Source organism: Streptomyces sp. NPDC028308, from assembly GCF_055565855.1.
On the sequence record NZ_JBVHTO010000005.1, the window covers coordinates 148,801 to 169,551 of the forward strand.

The window sequence follows — 20,751 nt, forward strand, 5'->3', positions numbered from 1 at the left end:
TCCGGCGGCTCAGCGGTGTCTGAGGGGCGTCAGCTGCTCGATGTCGTAGCGCGAGCGCAGCTCCTCGATCGCCGCGTGGTCGGGGGGACCGCCCGCCGACAGGATCTCCAGCAGCTCCTCGAAGTAGTGCTCGTGATCCGGCGGCGGCGACGCCTGGAAGAACATCTTCGCGGGCGTGTCCGTCGGGTTCGCGAAGGCGTGCGGGCACCCCGGCGGCACGACGATCACCGTGCCCGGGGTCGCCCGCACGATCCCGTTCCCCGTGCCGGACTCCCACCGCTGCCAGTGGTCCGGGGTCCGCACCCGGGGCTCGAAGGCGAGCACGTCCAGCTCGCCTTCGAGCACGTAGAAGAGCTCCTCGCTGCGCGTGTGCACATGCGCCCCCACGTCGAAGCCCGGCGGCACGACCACCTCGAAGCTGGACGCGCTGCGCGAGTGGGTGCCCGTCACCTTGAAGGTCACGTGCTGGGCGGGGGTGCGCACCGTCCGGCCGTGGCCGGGCGGTACGAGGAGCCCCTCGGGCGGGGTGAGCGCCGTCATGAGCCGGTCACCAGGTCACGGGCAGGGCCTCGGGCCCCCGGATGAGCGCGCCCCGGCGGAACGGGACCTCGGCCGCCGGGACCGCGAGCCGCAGCCCGGGCACCCGGTCGACGAGCGCGTCGACCATCAGCTCCGACTCCAGCCGGGCGAGCATGCCGCCCACGCAGTAGTGCGGACCGAACCCGAAGGAGACGTGCGGGTTCGGACTGCGGGAGAAGTCGATCCGCTCCGGGTCCGGGAAGACGTCCGGGTCGCGGTTCGCGGCCAGGTACGACACGTACACCGCGTCGCCCTCCCGGATCCGGACGCCCCTGATGTCCACGTCCTCGGTGGCGATGCGCGACAGGCCCACCGCGCTGCGGTGCGGGATGTAGCGCAGCAGCTCGTCGATGGCCTGCGGCCGGATCTCCGGCTCGGCGCGCAGCCGCTCCCACAGGTCGGGGCGGGTCAGCAGGATGTAGAACATCTGCCCGCAGTTGTTGGTGACCGCCTCGCCGCCGATCTGGATGAGCACGGCGAGACCGACCGCCTCGTCCATGGTCAGCTCGTCCCGGCCCACCGCCGCGCCCAGCAGCGAACCGACGTCCTCGCCCGTACTGTCCCGCCGGTCGCCCACCAGCTTCGCGAAGTAGGCGCTCATCTCGTCCTTGGCCCGCTCGCTGACCTCGGCCCCGTGCGAGGAGGACAGGATCAGCTGGGTCCAGGTGTGCATGCTCCGCCGGTCCTCGGCGGGCACCCCCATCAGCTCGCAGATGACCGCGATGGGGAAGGGGCTCAGGACCGCCTCGGTGAGGTCCGCCGGCGGACCGTCCTGGATCATCTCGTCGACCAGGTCGCCCAGCATGCGGCGGGCGCTCTCGCGCAGCCGTTCCACCCCGCGGGCCGTGAAGGCCGCCGCGACCGAGCGGCGCAGCCGGGTGTGGTCGGGCGGGTCGGCGAAGCCCACCGCGCCCGCCGCCGGGATGAAGTGCGGCGCCAGCCGGGTGACCTGCCGTCCCATGACCGCCGCCCGGCTGAACCGGGGATCGTTGGCGACCATGCGCACGTCGTCGTGGCGCGTCACCAGCCACGCCCAGCCCTCGCCGTGCGGCAGCTGGATCCGGGTGACCGGGCCCTCGCGCATCAGCTCGGCCAGCACGGGGTCGAACTCCACGCCGGTCAGATGGAGGGCGGGCCAGTGCCGTACGGGCGGCAGCGCCCCGGTGATCGTCTGTTCCGTCATCCCGTCACCGTCGTCTCGTGGGCCGCGTCGTGCCAGCGGCCCAGGGCCATCTCGGCGGTGATGCCGGGGCCGAAGCCCGCGAGCAGCCCGCGCGAGGCGTGCTCCGCGCCGCCCTCGTCGAACAGCCGGCGCAGCGCGTCCAGGACCACGGCGCTGGCGATGTTGCCGTACTCCGTGAGGGTCGCCCGGCTGAAGCGGAAGGCCTCCGGCGGTACGCGGAGGAACGTGCTGAGGTCGTCGAGGATGCGCGGGCCGCCGGCGTGGATGATGTAGAAGTCCAGGTCGGAGGCGTTCCAGTCGTGCTGCCGCGCGAGCGCCTGGAGCGCCGGGGCGAGCGGCTCCATCGTGGTCGGCACCCGCTTGTCCAGCAGGAAGTGGAAACCGGTGGCCCGGACGTCGTACATGATCCAGTCCTCGGTCTTGGGGATCAGGTACGAGCCGTTGCGCTCCAGCCGGATGCCCGTGCCGCCCCGGCCGCGCACGGCGGCGGCGGCGATGCCGTCACCGAACAGGCCGTTGCACAGCAGGGAACCGACACCGAGGTCGGTCGGCTGGTAGCACAGCGAGCAGAACTCGCAGGCCACGATGAGCGCGTTGGCCTCGGGGTAGGCCGTGCAGAAGTCGTGCGCGCGGTTGATGGCGGCGCCTCCCGCGGCGCAGCCGAGCTGCGCGATGGGAATCTGCCGGGTGTCGCTCTCGAAGCCCATCTCGTTGATCAGCCAGGCAGTGAGCGACGGCATCATGAAACCGGTGCACGAGACGTAGATGATCACGTCGACGTCGGTGGCGAGGAGTTCCGCGTCGTCCAGCGCCCGCTGCACGACCGCGGGGACACGGGCCTTGGCCTCGCGCTCGTAGACCTTGTTGCGGTCCTCGAAGCCGGGGTGCCGCAGCGTCTCCTCGATCGGCTGGACGATGTGCCGGGTGCGGACCCCGGTGTTCTCTATCAGCCGTAGTGCCAGCGGGAGTTGGGGATGGTCCGGGTGACGGGAGCGGGCCAGCTCCAGCGTCTGCTCCATCGTGATGACGTGTTCGGGGACTGAAACCGCGGGTCTGCACAAAGTCGCCATGTCGAAGCGCCTACTTTCGCTTCCGGGGAACGCTTCGTCCCCCGGCGGAAGGGTGGTTCACCACGGAACGGTGGTGTCCCCACGATCACCCGGGGGCGCCCGGATATCGCGTCGGACTACTCCAGACCGGGGAACACGCGGACGGCGTGGCAACCTGGTCACGGGGGTCACGGGGCAGCCGGACCGAAGGAGTGGGCGATGACGCGGACCGCCGGGGAACTGCTGGAGAGCACCACGGGCGAGCTCGCTCCGGACCCGCACGCCAACCGGCTGCTGCCGGTGATCACGCGGGGCGCGGCCCGGCGCTCCACGCTCGCCGCGCTCGCCCTGGAGCAGCGGCACGTGATCGCCGCGGACCGGCGGGCGTTCCTACATCTGGCGGGGCGGTCGGCGGGCGAACCGGCGAGCGCGGCCTTCTTCGAACTGCTCGCCGAGGGCGAGGCGCTGGCGCAGGAGCGGCTCGGCGCGTACGCCGCCGCGTGCGGGGCGGACGAGACGAGCGCGGCCGCCTACGAGCCGCTCGCGGACTGCCAGGCCTATCCCGCGTACGTCGCCTGGCTGGCCCTGAACGCGTCGCCGTCCGACGTCGTCCTCGCGCTCAGCGCCAACTTCGCGGCGTGGGGCGGCTATTGCGCGGCGATCGCCGAGGCGCTGCGCCGCCACCACGGTTTCGACGACGAGGCGTGCGCGTTCTTCGACTTCTTCGCGGAGCCCGCCCCCGAGCTGGAGCGCCGTGCGTCGGCCGCCGTCCAGGAAGGGATCGACGTCGGCCGGATCGACGAGGACAGGGCGCTGCGTCACGGCCGTCTGCTGCAGGGCTGCGAGGCCCGCTTCTGGCACGCCCTGTGGGAACTCGACCAGCGGACGGCCTGACCGGGGGTCGGCCGTCCACGGAGGACGGCCGGCCCCCGGTCAGCCCGCCGACGTACCGCTGCTGTGCGCGATGCAGGCGACGTCGATGCGGTCGGCGAGCTTGGCGAGTTCGATGGTGAGGGTCGCGACCGTGTCCTCGTCGAGTCCGTCCTGGCCGGCCTCCACCAGATGCAGCCACCGGCCGCCCACCGTGCGCAGCAGCTTGCTGACGTCCGCGGCCGACACCTGCAGCGTGCCGCGGTCGTCGACGATCAGGGGGAGGGTCACTTCGCGGTTCACACAGGGGATCGTAGCTGCCGGATGCTCACGCTCCGTGCCACACAGTGGTGATGTTGCAGAACTCTCGGATTCCGTGCCCCGACAGCTCACGCCCGTAGCCGGACCGCTTGACCCCGCCGAACGGGAAGGCCGGATGGGAGGCCGTCATCCCGTTGAAGAACACGCCGCCCGCCTCCAGATCGCGCACGAACCGGTCCACCTCGGCCTCGTCCCGCGTCCACACGTTCGAACTCAGACCGAACGGCGTGTCGTTGGCGATCTCGACCGCCTCGTCCAGGTCGGCGGCCCGGTAGAGCGTGGCCACCGGCCCGAACGCCTCCTCCTGATGGATACGCATCTCGGGGGTGATGTCGGCGAGGACCGTCGGCGCGTAGAACCAGCCGGAGCCCTCGGGCCGCTCGCCCCCGCACAGGACCGTCGCGCCGTTCTCCACCGCGTCGTCGACGAGTTCCTCCAGGTCGCCGCGGCCCTGCTCGGTGGCGAGCGGACCGACGTCCGTCCCCTCCTCCATCGGGTCACCCACCGTGAGGTCCTTCATGGCCGCGGCGAAGCGCTCGGCGAAGTCGTCGAAGACGTCCGTGTGGACGATGAACCGCTTGGCGGCGATGCAGGACTGCCCGTTGTTCTGGACCCGCGCCGTCACCGCTGTCCGCGCGGCCTTGTCGATGTCGGCCGACGGCATGACGACGAACGGGTCGCTGCCGCCCAGCTCCAGGACCGTCTTCTTGATCTCCTCACCGGCGACGGACGCGACCGCGCGGCCGGCCGGCTCGCTGCCGGTGAGGGTCGCCGCCTTGATCCGCGGGTCGCGCAGGATGTCCTCGACCGCGCCGGATCCGATGAGCAGCGTCTGGAAGCAGCCGTCGGGGAAACCGGCGCGGCGGAAGAGGTCCTCCAGGTAGAGGGCGGTCTGCGGCACGTTCGAGGCGTGCTTGAGCAGGCCCACGTTGCCCGCCATCAGCGCGGGCGCGGCGAACCGGACCACCTGCCAGAGCGGGAAGTTCCACGGCATCACGGCCAGCACCGGGCCGAGCGGCCGGTAGCGCACGATCACCCGGGACGCGCCGGAGTCGCGCGCCGCGGACTCGGGCGGCTCCTCGTCGGCGAGGAGCTCCTCGGCGTGGTCGGCGTACCAGCGCATCGCCTTGGCGCACTTCGCCGCCTCGGCGCGGGCCTGCTTGACCGGCTTGCCCATCTCCGTGGTCATCACCTGCGCGATGTCGTCCTGGTCCTCGTCCAGCAGGTCGGCGGCCCGGAGCAGCAGCCGCGCGCGCTCGGCGAAGGGGGTGGTGCGGTAGGTGCGGAACGTCGCCGCGGCGGTGGCGAGCCTGCGCTCGATCTCCTCGGCGCCCAGCGCGTCGTACGTCTTGAGTGTCTCGCCGTTCGCCGGATTCACCGTCGCGATGGGCATGGCCGACCTCCTGAGAGCGGGGCTGTCCTTCGACCCTCCCGCGCGGCGTGACAGGGCGCAACGCGGAGGGCTCCTTGCGGAGCCGGTGCCGTCGTGCGGACGCCGGCTCTCAGTCCGAGTGCTCCACGAGACGGTCGAGAAACGCCGACTGCGCCGGCACGATCACCGCCCGGGCCCGCTCCAGGCCGCACCACTCCACCCGGTCCAGCTCCGGGAACTCCTGGAGACGCCCCGACTTCGGGGGCCACTCCATCTCGAAGGTGCCGGGGACCATGTCGGCCGGGTCGAGGTCCGCCTCCATGGCCCAGGCCGTGACGATCTTGCCGTTGGACTGGCGCACCTCACCGAGCGGTGTCGCCTCGCCGTCGGGCGGCGGCAGCCCCAGCTCCTCCTGGAACTCGCGGCGCGCCGCGTCCCAGGACGGCTCGTCCGGCTCGTACTCGCCCTTCGGCACCGTCCACGCCCCGGCGTCGCGCCGCGCGAAGAACGGGCCGCCCATGTGGCCGAGGAGCACCTCGATCCCGGCCGCGGTGCGCCGGTACAGCAGGAGTCCCGCACTGCGCTTGGCGGTCACCTCGTCACCTCCGGGTGGGCCGCGAGCAGGGTGTCCACGGTGTCGGCCTCGGCCGGCGTCTTGTCCTCGCGGTAGCGCAGCACGCGGGCGAAGCGCAGGGTGACGCCGGCCGGGTAACGGGTGGAGCGCTGGAGACCGTCGTAGGCGATCTCGACGACGAGTCCGGGCCGTACGCGCACCACGTGGCCGTCGTCGTCGAGGGCCAGCTCCTGGAGCCGCTCCGTCTGCCAGGCGAGCATCGCGTCCGTCATGCCCTTGAACGTCTTGCCCAGCATCACGAAGGTCCCGTCGTCGGCGCGGGCCCCCAGATGCAGGTTGGAGAGCTTGCCCGTGCGGCGCCCGTGGCCCCACTCGGCGGCCAGCACCACGAGGTCGAGGGTGTGCACGGGCTTGACCTTCAGCCAGGCGGCGCCGCGCCGGCCCGCGCTGTAGGGGGCGTCCAGCGCCTTGGCCACCACGCCCTCGTGACCGCGGGCGAGCGTGTCCGCGAGGAACTCCTCGGCGGTGCCGGCCTCGTCGGGACCGGACACGAGGGCGCGCCGGACCCGCATGGGTTCGGGCACCAGCCGCGCCAGCTCGGCGTGCCGCTCGGTGAACGGCAGGTCCAGCAGGTCCTGCCCGTCGACGGACAGCGCGTCGAAGAAGACGGGGGAGACGGGCACCGCCGCGGCGGCCGTGGCCACGTCCACCCGTGAGCCGACCCGTCCCGCGATCTCCTGGAAGGAGCGCGGCCGGCCGTTCTCGTCCAGGGCGATGACCTCGCCGTCCAGGATGAAGCGCTCGCCCCGCAGCTCCAGCGCCGAGGAGGTGAGCTCGGGCAGCCGGTCGGTGATGTCGTCCAGCGTGCGCGTGTAGACCCGGACCTCGTCGCCGTCGCGGTGCACCTGCACCCGGATGCCGTCGAGCTTCTCCTCGACGGCGCACGGGCCCAGCTTGCCGACGGCCTCGGTGACGGAGCCCGCCGAGTGCGCCAGCATCGGCAGGACCGGCAGGCCCACGGTGAGGCGGAAGGCCTCCAGGGCGCCGGGCCCCTCGCCGAGCAGTGCCTGCGCCACCGTCTGCAGCGACCCCGCGAGCATCACGGCCCGCCGTACGTCCGCGGAGGGCGCCCCGGTCGCCAGGGCGAGCCCCTCCACGGCCACGGCGTCCAGGGCGCCCTGGCGCACCTCGCCGGTCAGCAGCCCGAACAGGAACCGCTGCTCCGCCTCCGTGGCCGCCGCCAGCAGATCACCCATCAGCCGCTTGCGCTCGGCCTGGGAGCCGGTGCCGGTGACCGCGCCGAGCCGGGTCAGACGGGCGTCCACGTCGCGCACGGTCAGCGTGGCCTCGGCGGCGGGCGGGACCGGCGTGCCGAGGAGCTTCCAGCCGACGCCGAGCCGCCCCTGCGGCAGCCGGCCCGCCAGATAGGGGATGACGACCGGCACGTCCTCGGCGTCGGCTTCGCGGAACAGCTCGGCGAGCAGAGCGATCTTCCGGGTGCGCGCCGAGGTGGCGGCGACCTCCTGGGACACGTGGGCGAGCCGGCTCAGCAGCATGCAGCCATGGTGCAACGGAGCCGCCCCGCGCACACCCCCAGGGGGCCTCCCGCGCGCCGCCCGGACACCGGCCGGCCGAGGTGCTCAGCCGCCGGCGACCGCCGCGTCGAGGTCCGCGAACAGCAGGTCGCCGTTGAGCGCGACCGCCGCCCGGTAGCCGGCGCCCGCCGCGTTGACGACCTGCTCGGCGTGGCTGGTCGCGTTGCCCGCCGCCCAGACGCCGGGCACGGTCGTGCGGCCCGTCTCGTCCACCACCGGGTAGGTGCCGAACGCCGTCTCGTGGTGCTCGGCACCCAGCCGCTCCAGGAGTTCGGTGCGCGGGGACATGGGGGCCCCGACGAAGACCACGGTGCGGTCGTGGACCGAGCCGTCGGCGAGGCGGACCCCGGTGAGCCGGTCCCCGTCGACCACGAGCCCGGCGACCTCGCCCGGCACGACCTCGACCCCGGCGGCGGCCAGCCGGCGCAGGTCGTCGTCCGCGAGCGTGTCCTCGTCCACCGTGTGCAGGAACAGCCGCACGTCCTTCGACCAGTGGCTGACCATCAGCGCCTGGTGGACGCTCATCGGGCCGGCCGCGAGCACGCCTAAGGACTCGTCGCGGACCTCCCAGCCGTGGCAGTAGGGGCAGTGCAGCACGTCGCGCCCCCAGCGTTCGGCGACGCCCGGCACCTTCGGCAGCTCGTCCACCAGGCCGGTGGCGACGACCAGCCGCCGCGCGTGCGCCGTGCGCCCGCTCGCGAGCGTCACGTCGAACTCACCCGTCCCGTCCCGGGCGACGTCCACGGCGCGGTCCCGGACCAGCTCCACGCCGTACCGCGCGATCTCCCGCCGTCCCTCGGCGAGGAACTCGGCGGGCGGCATGCCGTCGCGCGACAGATAGCCCTGCATGTGCGCGGCGGGCGCGTTGCGCGGTTCGCCGGCGTCGACGACGAGTGTGCGGCGCCGGGCCCGTCCGAGCACCAGCGCCGCCGACAGTCCGGCCGTGCCGCCGCCGACGACGACTGCTTCGTACCTCTCGGTCATGGTGACCACCTCCACCCAGACGGTCGCCCCGCACCTGCCGTCTTGACAAATGGCTTTGCCGAACCTGCAATACGGTCATGAACGACGACGAGGGAACGGGCGGGACGCGGGACGACGCGGCGGAGGCGGACGCCGTCCTCGCTGGGGTCGGGCCCCGGCTGCGGCGCATCCGCAAGGAGCGCGGTGCCACGCTCGCCGGGCTGTCCGAGGCCACCGGCATCTCCGTGAGTACGTTGTCGCGCCTGGAGTCCGGGCTGCGCAAACCCAGCCTGGAGCTGCTGCTGCCGATCGCCCGGGCCCACAAGGTGGCGCTGGACGAACTGGTGGGCGCGCCGCCGGTCGACGACCCGCGCGTACGGGCCAAGCCGATCCAGCGCCACGGCCGCACCCACTGGCCGCTCACCCGCCAGCCCGGCGGGCTCCAGGCGTTCAAGGTCCTCGAACCCGTCCGCCGCCAGGAGCCCGACCCGCGCACCCACGAGGGCTACGAGTGGCTGTACGTGCTCTCGGGCAGGCTCCGGCTGGTGCTCGGCGAGCACGACGTGGTGCTCGGCCCCGGCGAGGCGGCCGAGTTCGACACCCGGGTCCCGCACTGGTTCGGGTCGACGGGGGAGGGGCCGGTCGAGTTCCTGAGCCTCTTCGGGCCCCAGGGAGAGCGGATGCACGTCAGGGCGCGGCCCACCAGGCCTGCCGCGCCGTGACGCACGCGACTGTTCCCTGATCGGCAAGCGACCGCTTAGTATGCGGACGAGCCCGGTCAGACGAAGCAGTCCCGTGGAGGCCCCGCATGCAGGCATGGCAAGTGCACCAGAACGGCGAGCCGAGCGAGGTGATGCGGCTCGCGGACGTGGAGCGGCCGGTGCCCGGCCAGGGGCAGCTCCTGCTCAAGGTGCGCGCCGCGAACATCAACTTCCCGGACGCCCTGATGTGCCGGGGGCAGTACCAGGTCAGGCCGCCGCTGCCGTTCACGCCCGGCGTCGAGATCTGCGGCGAGACCGAGGACGGGCGCCGCGTCCTCGCCAACCCCGCGCTGCCCTACGGGGGCTTCGCCGAGTACGCCGTCGCGGACGCCGCCGCCGTCCTGCCCGCGCCCGAGGCCCTCGACGACGCCGAGGCCGCCGCCCTGCACATCGGCTACCAGACGGGCTGGTTCGGTCTGCACCGGCGCGCCCGCCTGGAAGCGGGGGAGACGCTGCTCGTCCACGCTGCCGCCGGAGGGGTCGGCAGCGCGGCGGTGCAGCTCGGCAAGGCCGCCGGCGCCACCGTCATCGGCGTGGTCGGCGGCGCCGACAAGGCGGCCGTCGCCCGCGACCTCGGCTGCGACGTCGTCGTCGACCGGCGCGCCGAGGACGTCATCGCCGCCGTCAAGGAGGCCACCGGCGGACGCGGCGCCGACGTGATCTACGACCCCGTCGGCGGCGAGGCGTACACGCAGTCCACGAAGGTCGTCGCCTTCGAGGGCCGGATCGTCGTCGTCGGCTTCGCGAGCGGGTCCATCCCCAGCCCCGGCCTGAACCACGCGCTCGTGAAGAACTACGCGATCCTCGGCCTGCACTGGGGCCTCTACAACACCAAGAACCCGAAGCTCGTCCAGCACTGCCACGAGCAGCTCACCGACCTCGCCGCACGCGGCGCGATCAAGCCGCTGATCAGCGAGCGCGTGCCGCTGAGCGGTGCCGCCGCGGCCGTGCAGCGCGTCGCCGACGGCACCACGACCGGACGCGTGGCCGTGGTCCCCTCCCCGGAGAACGGAGCAGACGCATGAACGGCGCCACACGAGCGGGCGGCGCCCTCGACGCCGCCGCACTGCGCGAGCGCACCCGGGAGCTGCTGGCCGCGCACCCGCCCGCGACGACGGACCGCCTCGACTTCCTCAGGGCCCGCTTCGACGCCGGCCTCGCCTGGGTCCACTTCCCCGAGGGCCTCGGCGGCCTCGGCGCACCGCGCGCCCTCCAGGCCGTCGTGGACGCCGAACTGGAGGCCGCGGGCGCCCCCGACAACGACCCGCGGCGCATCGGCATCGGCCTCGGCATGGCCGCGCCGACGATCCTCGGCTACGGCACGGACGAGCAGAAGCGGCGCTTCCTGCGCCCCCTGTGGACCGGCGAGGAGGTCTGGTGCCAGCTCTTCAGCGAGCCCGGCGCCGGCTCCGACCTCGCCGCGCTCGGCACCCGCGCCGTCCGCGAGGGCGACGGCTGGGTGGTCAACGGGCAGAAGGTCTGGACGTCCAGCGCCCACGTCGCCCGCTGGGCCATCCTCATCGCCCGCACCGACCCCGACGCGCCCAAGCACCGCGGGATCACCTATTTCGTCTGCGACATGACCGACCCCGGCGTCGACGTGCGCCCGCTGCGCCAGATCACCGGCGAGGCGGAGTTCAATGAGGTCTTCCTCACCGACGTGCGCATCCCCGACGCCCACCGGCTCGGTGACGTGGGGGACGGCTGGCGGGTCGCCCAGACCACCCTCATGAACGAGCGCGTGTCCATCGGCGGCATGCGCATCCCCCGCGAGGGCGGCATGATCGGCCCGGTCGCCAAGACCTGGCGCGAGCGCCCCGAACTGCGCACCCACGACCTGCACCAGCGGCTGCTGACCCTCTGGGTCGAGGCCGAGGTCGCCCGGCTCTCCGGCGAGCGGCTGCGCCAGCAGCTCGTCGCCGGCCAGCCCGGCCACGAGGGCTCCGCCATGAAGCTGGGATTCGCGCGTCTCAACCAGGAGATCAGCGGCCTGGAGATCGAACTCCTCGGCGAGGAGGGCCTGTTGTACGACGACTGGACGATGCGCCGGCCCGACAAGGTCGACTTCACCGGCCGCGACGCGGGCTACCGCTACCTCCGCTCCAAGGGCAACAGCATCGAGGGCGGGACCACCGAGGTCCTGCTGAACATCGTCGCCGAACGCGTGCTGGGCCTGCCCTCCGAGCCGCGCACCGACAAGGACGTCGCCTGGAAGGACCTGGCCCGATGACCGATCTGCTGTACTCGGAGGAGGAAGAGGCGCTGCGCGCCGCCGTCCGCGACCTCCTCGCCGACCACTGCGACGCGGCCGGCGTCATCACCCGCACCGAGACCGACGCCCCGCACGACCGCGCCCTGTGGAAGGCGCTCGCCGAGGGCATGGGCCTCGCCGGGCTCCTCGTGCCCGAGGCGCGCGGCGGTCAGGGCGCCACCCACCGCGAAGCCGCCGTGGTGCTGGAGGAGTTGGGCCGCGCGGTCGCGCCCGTGCCCTACCTGACCAGCGCGGTCGTCGCGACGGAGGCACTGCTGGCCTGCGAGGGCGACGAGGCCGACACCCTGCTGACCGCGCTGGCCTCCGGCCGGACCGTCGGCGTGCTCGCGGTCGCCCTGTCCACCGCGCCGGGCGGCACCCCCAAGTCCGTACGGTACGAAGACGGCGCGCTGCACGGGGAGTTGACCGGCATCGCCGACGCGGTGACCGCCGACGTCCTACTCGTCCCCGGCGAGGACGGCGCCCTGTACGCCGTCGACGCGGACGCCGTCACCCTCACGCCGCAGGTCTCCCTGGACCTCACCCGGCCCCTGGCCACGGTCGTCCTCGACGGGACCCCGGCGCGCCTCCTGAGTCCCGACGCCGCGCCCGTGATCCGCCGAGCCCTGCGGTCCGGTGCCGGCCTGCTCGCCTCCGAGCAACTCGGCCTCGCCGACTGGTGCCTGACCGAGACGGTCCGCTACCTGAAGGACCGCAAGCAGTTCAACCGGCCCGTCGGAGGCTTCCAGGCGCTCAAGCACCGCCTCGCGAAGGTGTGGCTGGAAGTCGTCAACCTCCGCGCCGCCGCCCGCAACGCCGCCGACGCGATCGCCACCGGCAGCGAGGACACCGACGTCGCAGCGGCCCTCGCCCAGGCGTACGCGGCCCCCGTCGCCGTGCACGCCGCCGAGGAGGCCCTCCAGCTGCACGGCGGTATCGGCATGACCTGGGAACACCCGGTCCACCTGTACCTGAAGCGCGCGAAGGCCGACTCGCTCGCGTACGGCACGGCGGGCAGGCAGCGGGAGGAACTGGCCGCACTGGTCGACCTGCGGGCACCCTGACGCCCGAACCGCTCCCGCCCAAGGCCCGTCCCTCCGGGGGCGGGCCTCTCGCGTGCGCCGCCGGTGAAGTGAACCCGGGACGGCAGTCCGGCCAACTCCGCGCACGCCACTGCTCCTTGGGGCCGCGCGGACCGCATACTCTCCCCGACCCGATCTCGCCCGGACGGGCGGTGCCCCCACCTGTCCGGTACGGCACACCCAGGGAGACAGCATGGCCCTCACCACCCGTCGCAGAGCCCTCACCACTCTCGGTGCCGCCCTCGCAGGCTCCGTGGCGCTGCCCTCCGCGTACGCCGGGGCGAGCGAGCGAGGCCACCGCCCGCGTCCCCTGTGGCGGGCCCACGCGCACAACGACTACGAGCACCCGCGGCCCCTCCTGGACGCCCTCGACCACCGCTTCGGCAGCGTCGAGGCCGACATCTACCTCGTGGACGGCCAACTCCTCGTCGCCCACGACCCGGTCGACCTCGACCCCGCCCGCACCCTCGAAGCCCTCTACCTGGACCCCCTCGCCGCACGCGTCAAGGCCAACCACGGCTCCGTGTACCGCGGACACCGCAGGCCCCTGCAACTGCTCATCGACATCAAGACCGAGGGCGCGTCGACGTACCTCGAACTCGACCGCCGTCTGCGGCGCCACAAGCACCTGTTCACCAGCTACGCGCACGGCAGGGTGCACCCGGGAGCGGTGACCGCCGTGATCTCCGGCGACCGGGCGGCCCGCGTCCCGATGGAGGCGCAGAGCGAGCGCCGCGCCTTCTACGACGGCCGCCTCGCCGACCTCGGCACCGCGGCACCCGCCTCCTTCGTCCCGCTGATCAGCGACAACTGGACGCTCAACTTCACCTGGCTGGGCGTCGGGCAGTTCCCCGAGGCGGAGCGGCGCAAGCTGCGCGGCATCGTCGCTTCGGCGCACGCGCGCGGCCAGCGGGTGCGGTTCTGGGCCACCCCCGACCTGGCCGGTCCGGCACGCGACGCCGTCTGGGGCGAACTGCTCGCCGCCGGCGTCGACCACCTCAACACCGATGACCTGGCCGGCCTCGAGGCGTTTCTCGACGCACACGACAGGCCGTAGAACTCCACACGTTCGGAGGACACGTCAGCAGCCCGGAAGAACCCTCCGCTACGCGACACTTGCGGCCGAATGCCGCGGTGTGGACGTGGCGGAGGAGGTTGACGATGGCCATTTCCATCTCTGTGGTGGTCCTGCTGATGATCCTGGCGGTGGTCTTCGTGCGCAACGGCGCACTGAAGCTCTCGCACGCGGTGGTCTGCGTCCTGCTCGGCTTCTACCTGGCGAGCACGAGCATGGCGCCGACCATCAGCGAGGGACTCACGGCCACGGCGGACATCGTGAGCAGCCTGAACCCCTGACGTCAGGACCGTGAGAAGACCCCGATGCCGTTGGGCACCGGACGTTCCGCCCCACCGCTGGGGTGGTTGCGCACGGTGACGGCGGCGGCTCCGGGCTCCCGGGCCACCAGCGTGGTGGAGCCGCCGCCGTCCAGACTGAAGGCGTCCTCGGAACCCAACGACCGCAGCGTGTCCGCCACTTCGGCGATCGTCAGTCCGCTGCGGTAGGCGGGTGCCCCGTCGACGGCGAGCAGGAGGAGGCGGCGGCCGCCGTCCGCGATGCCGGCCGCGGTCCGTACGGCCGACGTCGTGTCGTCCAGGCCGGGCAGCGGCTCGCCGCCGTGGAGGACCGGGTAGCCGCCGAGCGCGAAGCGGTACGCGACCCGGGAACGGGCCGCCACCAGCCGGTGCCGCACCCGCACCGTCTCGCCCGCCGACAGCTTGCGCAGCCGCTGGGCGCCCGCCTCCCGCCCGACCAGGACGGTGGTGTCCGCCGCGACGGGACCCGAGCCGGGAATGTCCGAGGCCGAGACGACCCGGCCGCCTCTGACCGTCACCTCGTAGGTGTCCGAACTGCAGGGCGCGGCCCGGTCGGTGTCCGTCCCGCACACGGCGCGGGCACGTGAGACACCGCCCCAGTCCGAGGTGAACGCGCCGACCGAATCCTGGGGCAGGGCGTACTGGTTGAGCCCGCCGAGGGCGAACCGGCCGTCCGGCGTGTGCACGGAACCGTCGAGCGCCAGGCTGTCCAGCCGGGCCCTGCCGTCGGTTCCCACGCCGAGCACGTCCTTCGTGGTGGTGCCCGGCGGCAGGGCGGGCCCGAACCGCTGTCCGTCCGGGACCGCCGCCTTGAGCGCGTGCCCGCTCTCGATCGCCGGTCCGACGGGCGCCCCGGTCGCCTCGATCCCGGGGTGCTGGGTCTCGGTGATGTTGAAGAAGTCGCCGTTCACGCCCGCGACGGCGCCGCGCGCGCCCGCGAGGCGCGAGACGGGCTCCCGGGAAGCCACGACACCGGGATACAGCAGGCCGACGCCGGTACGGGAGTCGCGCAGGTCGACGGTCAGCAGGTGGACGTGGGTCACGCCCTTCGCCGCCCGCAGGTCGAACTCCTTGTAGAGCACGCCGGGAGCGATCCGGGTGCCGTCCTCCACGGCGTTCACCGGAGACGCGCCCGCCAAGGACGCTCCGGCCAGCGCGCTCCAGGCCGCGAGTGCCGTCAGTACCGTTCTGAACCGTGCGGTGCGAGGCGTCACAGTCCCCCCTGATGTCTCGTCAACTGTCCCAGGACTCAGGGGGAGTGCACCAGACGGCGGTGGCCGCGCCGGTGGCTACGTGCCGACGACGCGGGAACGGATCAGAAAACGCACTCCTTCGGGTGCCTCCAGCGAGAAGCCGCTGCCCCGTCCGGGCACGACGTCGACGATCAGCCGGGTGTGCCGCCAGACCTCGTACTGGCTCCGGGACATCCAGAACGGCACCGGCTCCGCGACCCCGTCCGCCTCCAGTTCGGCGAGCAGGATGTCGGAACCGCCGGTGCGGAACTCGCCGGCCGGGTAGCACATCGGTGCGCTGCCGTCGCAGCAGCCGCCGGACTGGTGGAACATCAGCGGGCCGTGCAGCTCGCGCAGCCGGCCCAGCAGTTCGGCGGCGGCCGTGGTCAGTTCGACGCGCGCGGTGGTGTCCACAGCGGTGGCTCCCGTCCTCGGAGTGTCGGGGCGCGACGCGGTCCCGTCCCGTGGCTGTGCTCAGCCGACACCCCGCGACGTTGCACGGACGTTGCGAGGTGGCGGCACGCGCGGTCCGGCGGCCTCGCGGACGCTACGGGGCCGTCTCGGCCTCGATGCCGCGGACCAGCTCGACCGCCCGGCCCAGGGTGGTCAGGCGGGCGTCGAGGGTGTCCCCGGCCGGGTAGAGGCGGACGGTGTCCACGCCGGTGTCGCGCCAGACGCGGAGCCGGTCACGGACCATGTCCTCGGTGCCGATCAGGGTGGTCGCCAGCACCATCTCGTCCGTCACCAGCGCGGCGGCGCCGTCCCGGTCCCCGGCCTGCCAGCGCGTACGGACCTCTGCCGCGACCTCGGCCCAACCCTGGCGGCTGTAGGCCTTGTTGTAGAAGTTCGTGGACGCGGAGCCCATGCCGCCGAGGCTGAACGCCAGCTCCTTCTTCCGCCCGGCGACCATGGCGCGCAGGGCGTCCTCGTCGTCGGCGAAGGCGACCTCGGCACCCTGGCAGACGTCCAGGTCGGCCCGCGTCCGTCCGGCGGCGGCCAGCCCCCGGTCCAGGTGGGCGAAGTACGCCGCGCCGGCCCCCTCGGGGACGAAGCTCGTCCCGAGCCAGCCGTCGGCGATCTCACCGGTCAGCTCCAGCATCTTCGGGGAGAGGGTCGCCAGGTACACGGGGATGTCGTGCTCGGCGCGCATGGACAGGCGCATCGGTTTCGCCTCCCCGCCCGGCAGCGGGATCTCGAACTCCCGCCCGGAGTAGGCGATCTTCTCGCCGGTGGCGGCCTGCCGCACGATCTCGACGGTCTCCCGCATCCGTGCGAGCGGCCGGGCGAAGGGCACACCGTGCAGTCCCTCGATCACCTGCGGTCCGGAGGGGCCGAGGCCGAGGAGGAAGCGCCCCTCGGAGATCCGCGACAGCGTGATCGCGGCGCGGGCGATGGCCACCGGGGTGCGGGTGCCGAGCTGGATGATGCCGGAACCCAGCAGCATGCGGTCGGTCCTCGCGGCGAGATAGCCGAGCGGTGACGGTGCCTCGGAGCCCCAGGCCTCGGCGACCCAGCAGATGTCCAGGCCCAGCTTCTCGGCCTCGGTGACGAAGGCGACCGTCTCCCGCCAGTCGCCGCCGGAGGCCTCGATCGTGGTCGACGTACGCATCAGGCGTCCGCCTTCCCCGAGTCGGCGGCCCTCTCGGCCAGTTCCTTGACGGCCGCGACGGTGCCGGCCATGGCGGCCTCGAACTCCCGCATGCGCACGAAGACGATCTTCTGTTCCTTCTCCGGCATGCGGTCGATGGCGAGCGAGAGTCCCGAACGGCCCGGTCCCATCCGCATCCATTGCCGGAGCAGGGTGCCGCCGTCACGCGGCTCCGCCGTGAACCGCCAGAGGGCCGTGGGGCGTTCCGGGTCCTCGACCGCCCAGGCGAGCACCCGCGGCGGCTCGTACTCGACGATCTGCGAGGTGGTGGACCACTCGCCCAGCGCCTCGTGCCTGCTGTGCCCGACGAACCGGGCGCCGAGGGCGGGTCCGTCTGCGCCGCCCAGCCAGTGCACCGACTGGAGCTCGGAACTGAGGCGCGGCATCAGCTCGATGTCGGACACCAGCCCCCACACGTGCTCCGGTGGGGCGCAGATCCAGGTCTCCACCTCGGCCGTGGGCCCGTCCGCGTAGCGCGCGCCTGTCCACTCCATCGAGTTGCCGCCTCCGGTCCATCCGATGATCCCCGCGAAGAAAGGGGCTTGACCAGTAAAGTTGCGTAGATAGACTCACCTGTCAAGGGTGAGCGCCGAGGCGAGGGCCGCTCGCGTCAGCCCGCGAACCGCTCCCGCACGTCCGGTCGTTCGGCCAGGTGCGGCGGGTAGCCCGGTCCCATCCGGGGGTGCGTGTCGACGGCCGTCATCGGCTCGCCGCAGCCGGCGCACACCACCTCGGCGTGGCTGTCCTGCCCGCAGGTGTCGTGGTGGAGGACCACCGGCGGACCCGCCTCCTCGGCCAGCCAGCGGTCCCCCCACCGGTTCATCACGAGCAGTACGCCGTAGAAGTCGCGGCCCTTCTCGGTGAGGACGTAGTCGTGGCGCACCGGCTCGGTCTGGTACGGGCGCTTCTCCATCAGGCCCTCGTCCACCAGCCGCCGCAGCCGGTCCGTGAGGGTGTTGCGGGCGATCCCCAGCGACTCCTGGAACGCGTCGAAGCGCCGGATTCCGTAGAACGCCTCACGCAGCACCAGGGGCGTCCACCAGTCCCCGAGCAGATCCATGGTCCGCGCGATCGAGCAGGGCCACTGAGCAAAGGAAGTCCGCCTCATGTCCGTCAGCATACGGTTCGTCTCGTGGTGAGACCCAGCAGGTGAGACGGGGTGCGCGGAAACATGCCGGGTGGGCTGTCGGCCGACTCCTCTCACCTGCTGTCGCTGTCGTCCGCCCCCTCCAGCGCGGCGCGTCCGGCCTCCAGGCGGGCGACCGGGACCCGGAACGGCGAGCAGGAGACGTAGTCGAGGCCCGCGGCGTGGAAGAAGTGCACCGAGTCGGGGTCGCCGCCGTGCTCCCCGCACACGCCGATCTTCAGACCGGGGCGGGCGGCACGGCCCTCGGCGACGGCGATCCCGACCAGCCGACCCACGCCGTCCCGGTCGAGGGTCTCGAACGGCGAGGTGGGGAAGATCCCCTTGTCGAGGTAGGCGGAGAAGAAGGCCGCCTCGACGTCGTCGCGGGAGAAGCCCCAGGTGGTCTGGGTCAGGTCGTTGGTGCCGAAGGAGAAGAACTCCGCCTCCTCGGCGATCCGGCCCGCCGTGAGCGCCGCCCGGGGCAGCTCGATCATCGTCCCGACGGGACAGTCCACGGGGACCCCCGACGTCCGGGAGACCTCGGCGAGAACGCGGCCCACCTCCTCGCGCACGATCCGCAGTTCGCGCACGTCCCCGACGAGCGGCACCATGATTTCCGCCCTCGGGGAACCGCCGGCCCGGACGCGTTCCACGACCGCCTCGCCGATCGCCCGGACCTGCATCGCGACCAGACCGGGGACCACCAGGCCGAGGCGCACTCCGCGCAGCCCCAGCATCGGGTTCTCCTCGTGCATGCGGTTCACAGCGTCCAGCAGTTCGGCGTCGTGCTCGTCCGGCCGCCCGCCGCGGGCCTCGGCGGCCGCGACACGCACGGCCAGCTCGGTGCGGTCGGGCAGGAACTCGTGCAGCGGCGGGTCCAGCAGCCGGATCGTGACCGGCAGCCCGTCCATCGCCTCCAGGATCCCCGCGAAGTCCGCCCGCTGGAGCGGCAGCAGAGCCGCAAGAGCCCGGTCCCGGCCGGTGTCCGTACCGGCCAGGATCATCTCCTCCACCAGCTTGCGGCGCTCCCCGAGGAACATGTGCTCGGTGCGGCACAGGCCGATGCCCTGGGCCCCGAACCGGCGGGCCCGGGTGGCGTCCTCCGGGGTGTCGGCGTTGGCGCGCACCTGCAGCCGCCGGACGGCGTCGGCCCTCTCCAGCGCGCGGGCCACCGCCTCGACCACCCCGTCGGACGCCTCGTCGGTGTCACCGGCCTCCAGCAGCCGCATGACGGCCGAGTCGACCAGCGGGACCGGCCCCGCGTACACGGCCCCGGCCGTGCCGTCGACCGAGATGAGCGTGCCCTCCGTGACGACGGTGCCGTCCGGGGCGGTGAAGCGCCGCGCCTCGGTGTCCACCGCGAGCTCCTCGGCGCCGCACACGCAGACCTTGCCCATGCCGCGGGCCACGACCGCCGCGTGACTGGTCTTGCCGCCGCGGCTGGTCAGCACCGCCTGGGCGGCGATCATGCCGGGCAGGTCGTCGGGTGTCGTCTCGTGCCGGACGAGGACGGTCCGCTCGCCGGCCGCGGCGCGCCGTACGGCCTCGGCGGAGTCGAAGACCGCCACGCCGACCGCGGCACCGGGCGAGGCCGGGATGCCGTGCGCGAGCGGATCACCGGTCGCGGAGGCGTCGAAGCGCGGGAACATCAGCCGGGCCAGGCCCTCGCCGCTCACCCGGGAGAGGCCCTCGTCGGGGCTGATGAGCCCCTCGTCGGCCAGTTCCGCCGCGATGGCGAAGGCGGCTTCGGCGGTCCGCTTGCCGACCCGGGTCTGGAGCATCCACAGGGTGCCGCGCTCGATGGTGAACTCGATGTCGCACAGGTCGCGGTAGTGCCGCTCCAGGGTGCGCATGTGCGTGCGCAGACGGTCGTAGGAGCGCGGGTCCAGGCGTTCCAGGTCGGCCAGCTGCACCGTGTTGCGGATGCCGGCGACGACGTCCTCGCCCTGGGCGTTCGGCAGGTAGTCGCCGTACAGGCCGGGGCGGCCGGTGGCCGGGTCACGGGTGAAGGCGACGCCGCTGCCGGAGTCGGGGCCGAGGTTGCCGAAGACCATGCACTGCACGGTGACGGCGGTGCCGAGGTCGTCGGGTATGTGCTCGCGGCGCCGGTAGAGGCGGGCGCGCTCCCCGTTCCAGGACTCGAAGACGGCCAGGACCGCCCGGCGCAGCTGCTCGGCGGGGGACTGCGGGAAGTACTCGCCGGTCTCCAGGTGGATCAGGTTCTTGTAGGTCTCCACGAGTCCGGCGAGGTCCTCGGCGTCCAGGTGCACGTCGTCCGGGGCGCCGCGCAGGTCCTTGAGCAGCGCTATGGCCCGCTCGAAGTGCGAGGGCTCGACCCCCATGACCGTGCTGCCGAACATCTGCAGGAGCCGCCGGTAGGAGTCCCAGGCGAAGCGGTCGCTGCCGGAGACCTTCGCCAGCCCGAGCACGGACTCGTCGTTCAGCCCGATGTCGAGGATCGTCTCCATCATGCCGGGCATGGAGAACCGCGCTCCGGAGCGGACGGACAGCAGCAGCGGGTCGTCCGGCTGCCCGAGCAGCCGGCCCGCGGCGGCCTCGACGGCGGACAGGTGTTCAGAGATCTCCTCCCACATGCCCGAAGGCTCACCTCCGGTGTCCAGGAAGGCCCGGCAGGCCTCGGTGGTCACGGTGAAGCCGGGAGGCACCGGCAGTCCGAGGCGGGTCATCTCCGCCAGATTGGATCCCTTGCCGCCGAGCAGCCCGGCCATGGCACGGCTGCCCTCCGTGAAGTCGTACACGTAACGAGCCAT

Annotated in this window: 21 protein-coding genes; 7 read left to right on the forward strand and 14 right to left on the reverse strand. The window is 73.0% G+C overall.

Annotated elements, in window-relative coordinates; all coding sequences use genetic code 11:
* Positions 1–9 precede the first annotated feature (9 nt).
* From ACZ4VA_RS13240 to ACZ4VA_RS13250, 3 genes are read right to left on the reverse strand one after another with little or no spacing between them, the layout of a single operon-like run.
* Positions 10–540, reverse strand: coding sequence for a cupin domain-containing protein (locus ACZ4VA_RS13240; protein WP_356164600.1), 531 nt, complete (start codon positions 538–540; stop codon positions 10–12).
* A gap of 7 nt (positions 541–547) precedes the next feature.
* Positions 548–1,762 carry a cytochrome P450 gene (locus tag ACZ4VA_RS13245; RefSeq protein ID WP_356164598.1) on the reverse strand — a complete coding sequence of 405 codons (1,215 nt, stop codon included), beginning with the start codon at positions 1,760–1,762 and terminating at the stop codon, positions 548–550.
* The gene (locus ACZ4VA_RS13250) at positions 1,759–2,832 is read right to left on the reverse strand and encodes a type III polyketide synthase (RefSeq protein ID WP_355783753.1); all 1,074 of its coding nucleotides are present in this window, start codon (positions 2,830–2,832) and stop codon (positions 1,759–1,761) included. The genes ACZ4VA_RS13245 and ACZ4VA_RS13250 overlap by 4 nt, the downstream gene beginning before the upstream one ends.
* A 198-nt stretch (positions 2,833–3,030) precedes the next feature.
* Between ACZ4VA_RS13250 and ACZ4VA_RS13255 the strand changes: the two genes are divergently transcribed.
* Entirely contained in the window at positions 3,031–3,705 is a 675-nt protein-coding gene (locus ACZ4VA_RS13255) for a transcriptional regulator (protein WP_355783750.1), read from the forward strand.
* 39 nt (positions 3,706–3,744) lie between these two features.
* Here the strand turns inward: ACZ4VA_RS13255 and ACZ4VA_RS13260 are convergent, their stop codons facing one another.
* The 5 genes from ACZ4VA_RS13260 to ACZ4VA_RS13280 form a co-directional block, all read right to left on the reverse strand.
* Positions 3,745–3,984: a DUF6213 family protein gene (locus ACZ4VA_RS13260; RefSeq protein WP_354729392.1), complete on the reverse strand. Its 240-nt coding sequence runs from the start codon at positions 3,982–3,984 to the stop codon at positions 3,745–3,747.
* A 25-nt stretch (positions 3,985–4,009) separates the two neighbouring features.
* Positions 4,010–5,395 carry an NADP-dependent succinic semialdehyde dehydrogenase gene (locus ACZ4VA_RS13265; protein WP_355783744.1) on the reverse strand — a complete coding sequence of 462 codons (1,386 nt, stop codon included), beginning with the start codon at positions 5,393–5,395 and terminating at the stop codon, positions 4,010–4,012.
* Positions 5,396–5,504: 109 nt separating this feature from the next.
* Entirely contained in the window at positions 5,505–5,969 is a 465-nt protein-coding gene (locus tag ACZ4VA_RS13270; protein WP_355783741.1) for an NUDIX hydrolase, read from the reverse strand.
* A complete protein-coding gene (locus ACZ4VA_RS13275) occupies positions 5,966–7,504 on the reverse strand; it encodes an ATP-dependent DNA ligase (protein ID WP_355783738.1) in 1,539 nt (512 codons plus the stop codon). Before ACZ4VA_RS13275 ends, ACZ4VA_RS13270 begins: the two co-directional genes overlap by 4 nt.
* Positions 7,505–7,588: 84 nt before the next feature.
* On the reverse strand, positions 7,589–8,527 hold the full coding sequence (locus tag ACZ4VA_RS13280) for an NAD(P)/FAD-dependent oxidoreductase (protein ID WP_468081242.1): 939 nt from the start codon (positions 8,525–8,527) through the stop codon (positions 7,589–7,591).
* Positions 8,528–8,604: 77 nt separating this feature from the next.
* Here ACZ4VA_RS13280 and ACZ4VA_RS13285 point away from each other — a divergent pair, with 77 nt between their 5' ends.
* From ACZ4VA_RS13285 to ACZ4VA_RS13310, 6 genes are all read left to right on the forward strand, one after another.
* Complete coding sequence (locus tag ACZ4VA_RS13285; RefSeq protein WP_355783731.1) at positions 8,605–9,228, forward strand: helix-turn-helix domain-containing protein; 624 nt, start codon at positions 8,605–8,607, stop codon at positions 9,226–9,228.
* Between the two features lie 86 nt (positions 9,229–9,314).
* Complete coding sequence (locus ACZ4VA_RS13290; RefSeq protein WP_356164591.1) at positions 9,315–10,292, forward strand: NADPH:quinone oxidoreductase family protein; 978 nt, start codon at positions 9,315–9,317, stop codon at positions 10,290–10,292.
* Entirely contained in the window at positions 10,289–11,497 is a 1,209-nt protein-coding gene (locus ACZ4VA_RS13295; RefSeq protein WP_468081246.1) for an acyl-CoA dehydrogenase family protein, read from the forward strand. Before ACZ4VA_RS13290 ends, ACZ4VA_RS13295 begins: the two co-directional genes overlap by 4 nt.
* Positions 11,494–12,582, forward strand: a complete 1,089-nt coding sequence (locus ACZ4VA_RS13300; protein WP_468081248.1) for an acyl-CoA dehydrogenase family protein — start codon at positions 11,494–11,496, stop codon at positions 12,580–12,582. The genes ACZ4VA_RS13295 and ACZ4VA_RS13300 overlap by 4 nt, the downstream gene beginning before the upstream one ends.
* Before the next feature lie 211 nt (positions 12,583–12,793).
* Positions 12,794–13,657, forward strand: coding sequence for a phosphatidylinositol-specific phospholipase C/glycerophosphodiester phosphodiesterase family protein (locus ACZ4VA_RS13305; RefSeq protein ID WP_356164586.1), 864 nt, complete (start codon positions 12,794–12,796; stop codon positions 13,655–13,657).
* A gap of 104 nt (positions 13,658–13,761) precedes the next feature.
* A complete protein-coding gene (locus ACZ4VA_RS13310) occupies positions 13,762–13,956 on the forward strand; it encodes a hypothetical protein (protein ID WP_355790336.1) in 195 nt (64 codons plus the stop codon).
* Between the two features lie 2 nt (positions 13,957–13,958).
* On the opposite strand, the gene ACZ4VA_RS13315 is transcribed toward ACZ4VA_RS13310, so the two are convergent.
* From ACZ4VA_RS13315 to ppdK, 6 genes are all read right to left on the reverse strand, one after another.
* Positions 13,959–15,188 (reverse strand): phosphodiester glycosidase family protein, encoded by a 1,230-nt coding sequence (locus tag ACZ4VA_RS13315; protein ID WP_468081251.1) that lies wholly within the window; start codon positions 15,186–15,188, stop codon positions 13,959–13,961.
* A 75-nt stretch (positions 15,189–15,263) separates the two neighbouring features.
* A complete protein-coding gene (locus ACZ4VA_RS13320; protein ID WP_468081253.1) occupies positions 15,264–15,620 on the reverse strand; it encodes a DUF779 domain-containing protein in 357 nt (118 codons plus the stop codon).
* A 133-nt stretch (positions 15,621–15,753) separates the two neighbouring features.
* Positions 15,754–16,815: an LLM class flavin-dependent oxidoreductase gene (locus ACZ4VA_RS13325; protein ID WP_355790342.1), complete on the reverse strand. Its 1,062-nt coding sequence runs from the start codon at positions 16,813–16,815 to the stop codon at positions 15,754–15,756.
* Entirely contained in the window at positions 16,815–17,348 is a 534-nt protein-coding gene (locus ACZ4VA_RS13330; RefSeq protein ID WP_355790345.1) for an SRPBCC family protein, read from the reverse strand. The genes ACZ4VA_RS13325 and ACZ4VA_RS13330 overlap by 1 nt, the downstream gene beginning before the upstream one ends.
* 116 nt (positions 17,349–17,464) lie before the next feature.
* A complete protein-coding gene (locus tag ACZ4VA_RS13335; RefSeq protein WP_452920040.1) occupies positions 17,465–17,962 on the reverse strand; it encodes a winged helix-turn-helix transcriptional regulator in 498 nt (165 codons plus the stop codon).
* Between the two features lie 92 nt (positions 17,963–18,054).
* Entirely contained in the window at positions 18,055–20,751 is a 2,697-nt protein-coding gene (gene ppdK, locus ACZ4VA_RS13340) for a pyruvate, phosphate dikinase (RefSeq protein WP_468081257.1), read from the reverse strand.

Bases quoted from the DNA above. Each gene is read 5' to 3' on its own strand.
- ACZ4VA_RS13250 (WP_355783753.1), bottom strand. From the start codon at position 2,832: ATGGCGACTTTGTGCAGACCCGCGGTTTCAGTCCCCGAACACGTCATC.
- ACZ4VA_RS13275 (WP_355783738.1), bottom strand. From the start codon at position 7,504: ATGCTGCTGAGCCGGCTCGCCCACGTGTCCCAGGAGGTCGCCGCCACC.
- ACZ4VA_RS13335 (WP_452920040.1), bottom strand. From the start codon at position 17,962: ATGAGGCGGACTTCCTTTGCTCAGTGGCCCTGCTCGATCGCGCGGACC.
- ACZ4VA_RS13325 (WP_355790342.1), bottom strand. From the start codon at position 16,815: ATGCGTACGTCGACCACGATCGAGGCCTCCGGCGGCGACTGGCGGGAG.
- ACZ4VA_RS13280 (WP_468081242.1), bottom strand. From the start codon at position 8,527: ATGACCGAGAGGTACGAAGCAGTCGTCGTCGGCGGCGGCACGGCCGGA.
- ACZ4VA_RS13265 (WP_355783744.1), bottom strand. From the start codon at position 5,395: ATGCCCATCGCGACGGTGAATCCGGCGAACGGCGAGACACTCAAGACG.
- ACZ4VA_RS13240 (WP_356164600.1), bottom strand. From the start codon at position 540: ATGACGGCGCTCACCCCGCCCGAGGGGCTCCTCGTACCGCCCGGCCAC.
- ACZ4VA_RS13295 (WP_468081246.1), top strand. From the start codon at position 10,289: ATGAACGGCGCCACACGAGCGGGCGGCGCCCTCGACGCCGCCGCACTG.
- ACZ4VA_RS13245 (WP_356164598.1), bottom strand. From the start codon at position 1,762: ATGACGGAACAGACGATCACCGGGGCGCTGCCGCCCGTACGGCACTGG.
- ACZ4VA_RS13310 (WP_355790336.1), top strand. From the start codon at position 13,762: ATGGCCATTTCCATCTCTGTGGTGGTCCTGCTGATGATCCTGGCGGTG.
- ppdK (WP_468081257.1), bottom strand. From the start codon at position 20,751: ATGGCTCGTTACGTGTACGACTTCACGGAGGGCAGCCGTGCCATGGCC.
- ACZ4VA_RS13330 (WP_355790345.1), bottom strand. From the start codon at position 17,348: ATGGAGTGGACAGGCGCGCGCTACGCGGACGGGCCCACGGCCGAGGTG.
- ACZ4VA_RS13290 (WP_356164591.1), top strand. From the start codon at position 9,315: ATGCAGGCATGGCAAGTGCACCAGAACGGCGAGCCGAGCGAGGTGATG.
- ACZ4VA_RS13255 (WP_355783750.1), top strand. From the start codon at position 3,031: ATGACGCGGACCGCCGGGGAACTGCTGGAGAGCACCACGGGCGAGCTC.
- ACZ4VA_RS13305 (WP_356164586.1), top strand. From the start codon at position 12,794: ATGGCCCTCACCACCCGTCGCAGAGCCCTCACCACTCTCGGTGCCGCC.
- ACZ4VA_RS13285 (WP_355783731.1), top strand. From the start codon at position 8,605: ATGAACGACGACGAGGGAACGGGCGGGACGCGGGACGACGCGGCGGAG.
- ACZ4VA_RS13300 (WP_468081248.1), top strand. From the start codon at position 11,494: ATGACCGATCTGCTGTACTCGGAGGAGGAAGAGGCGCTGCGCGCCGCC.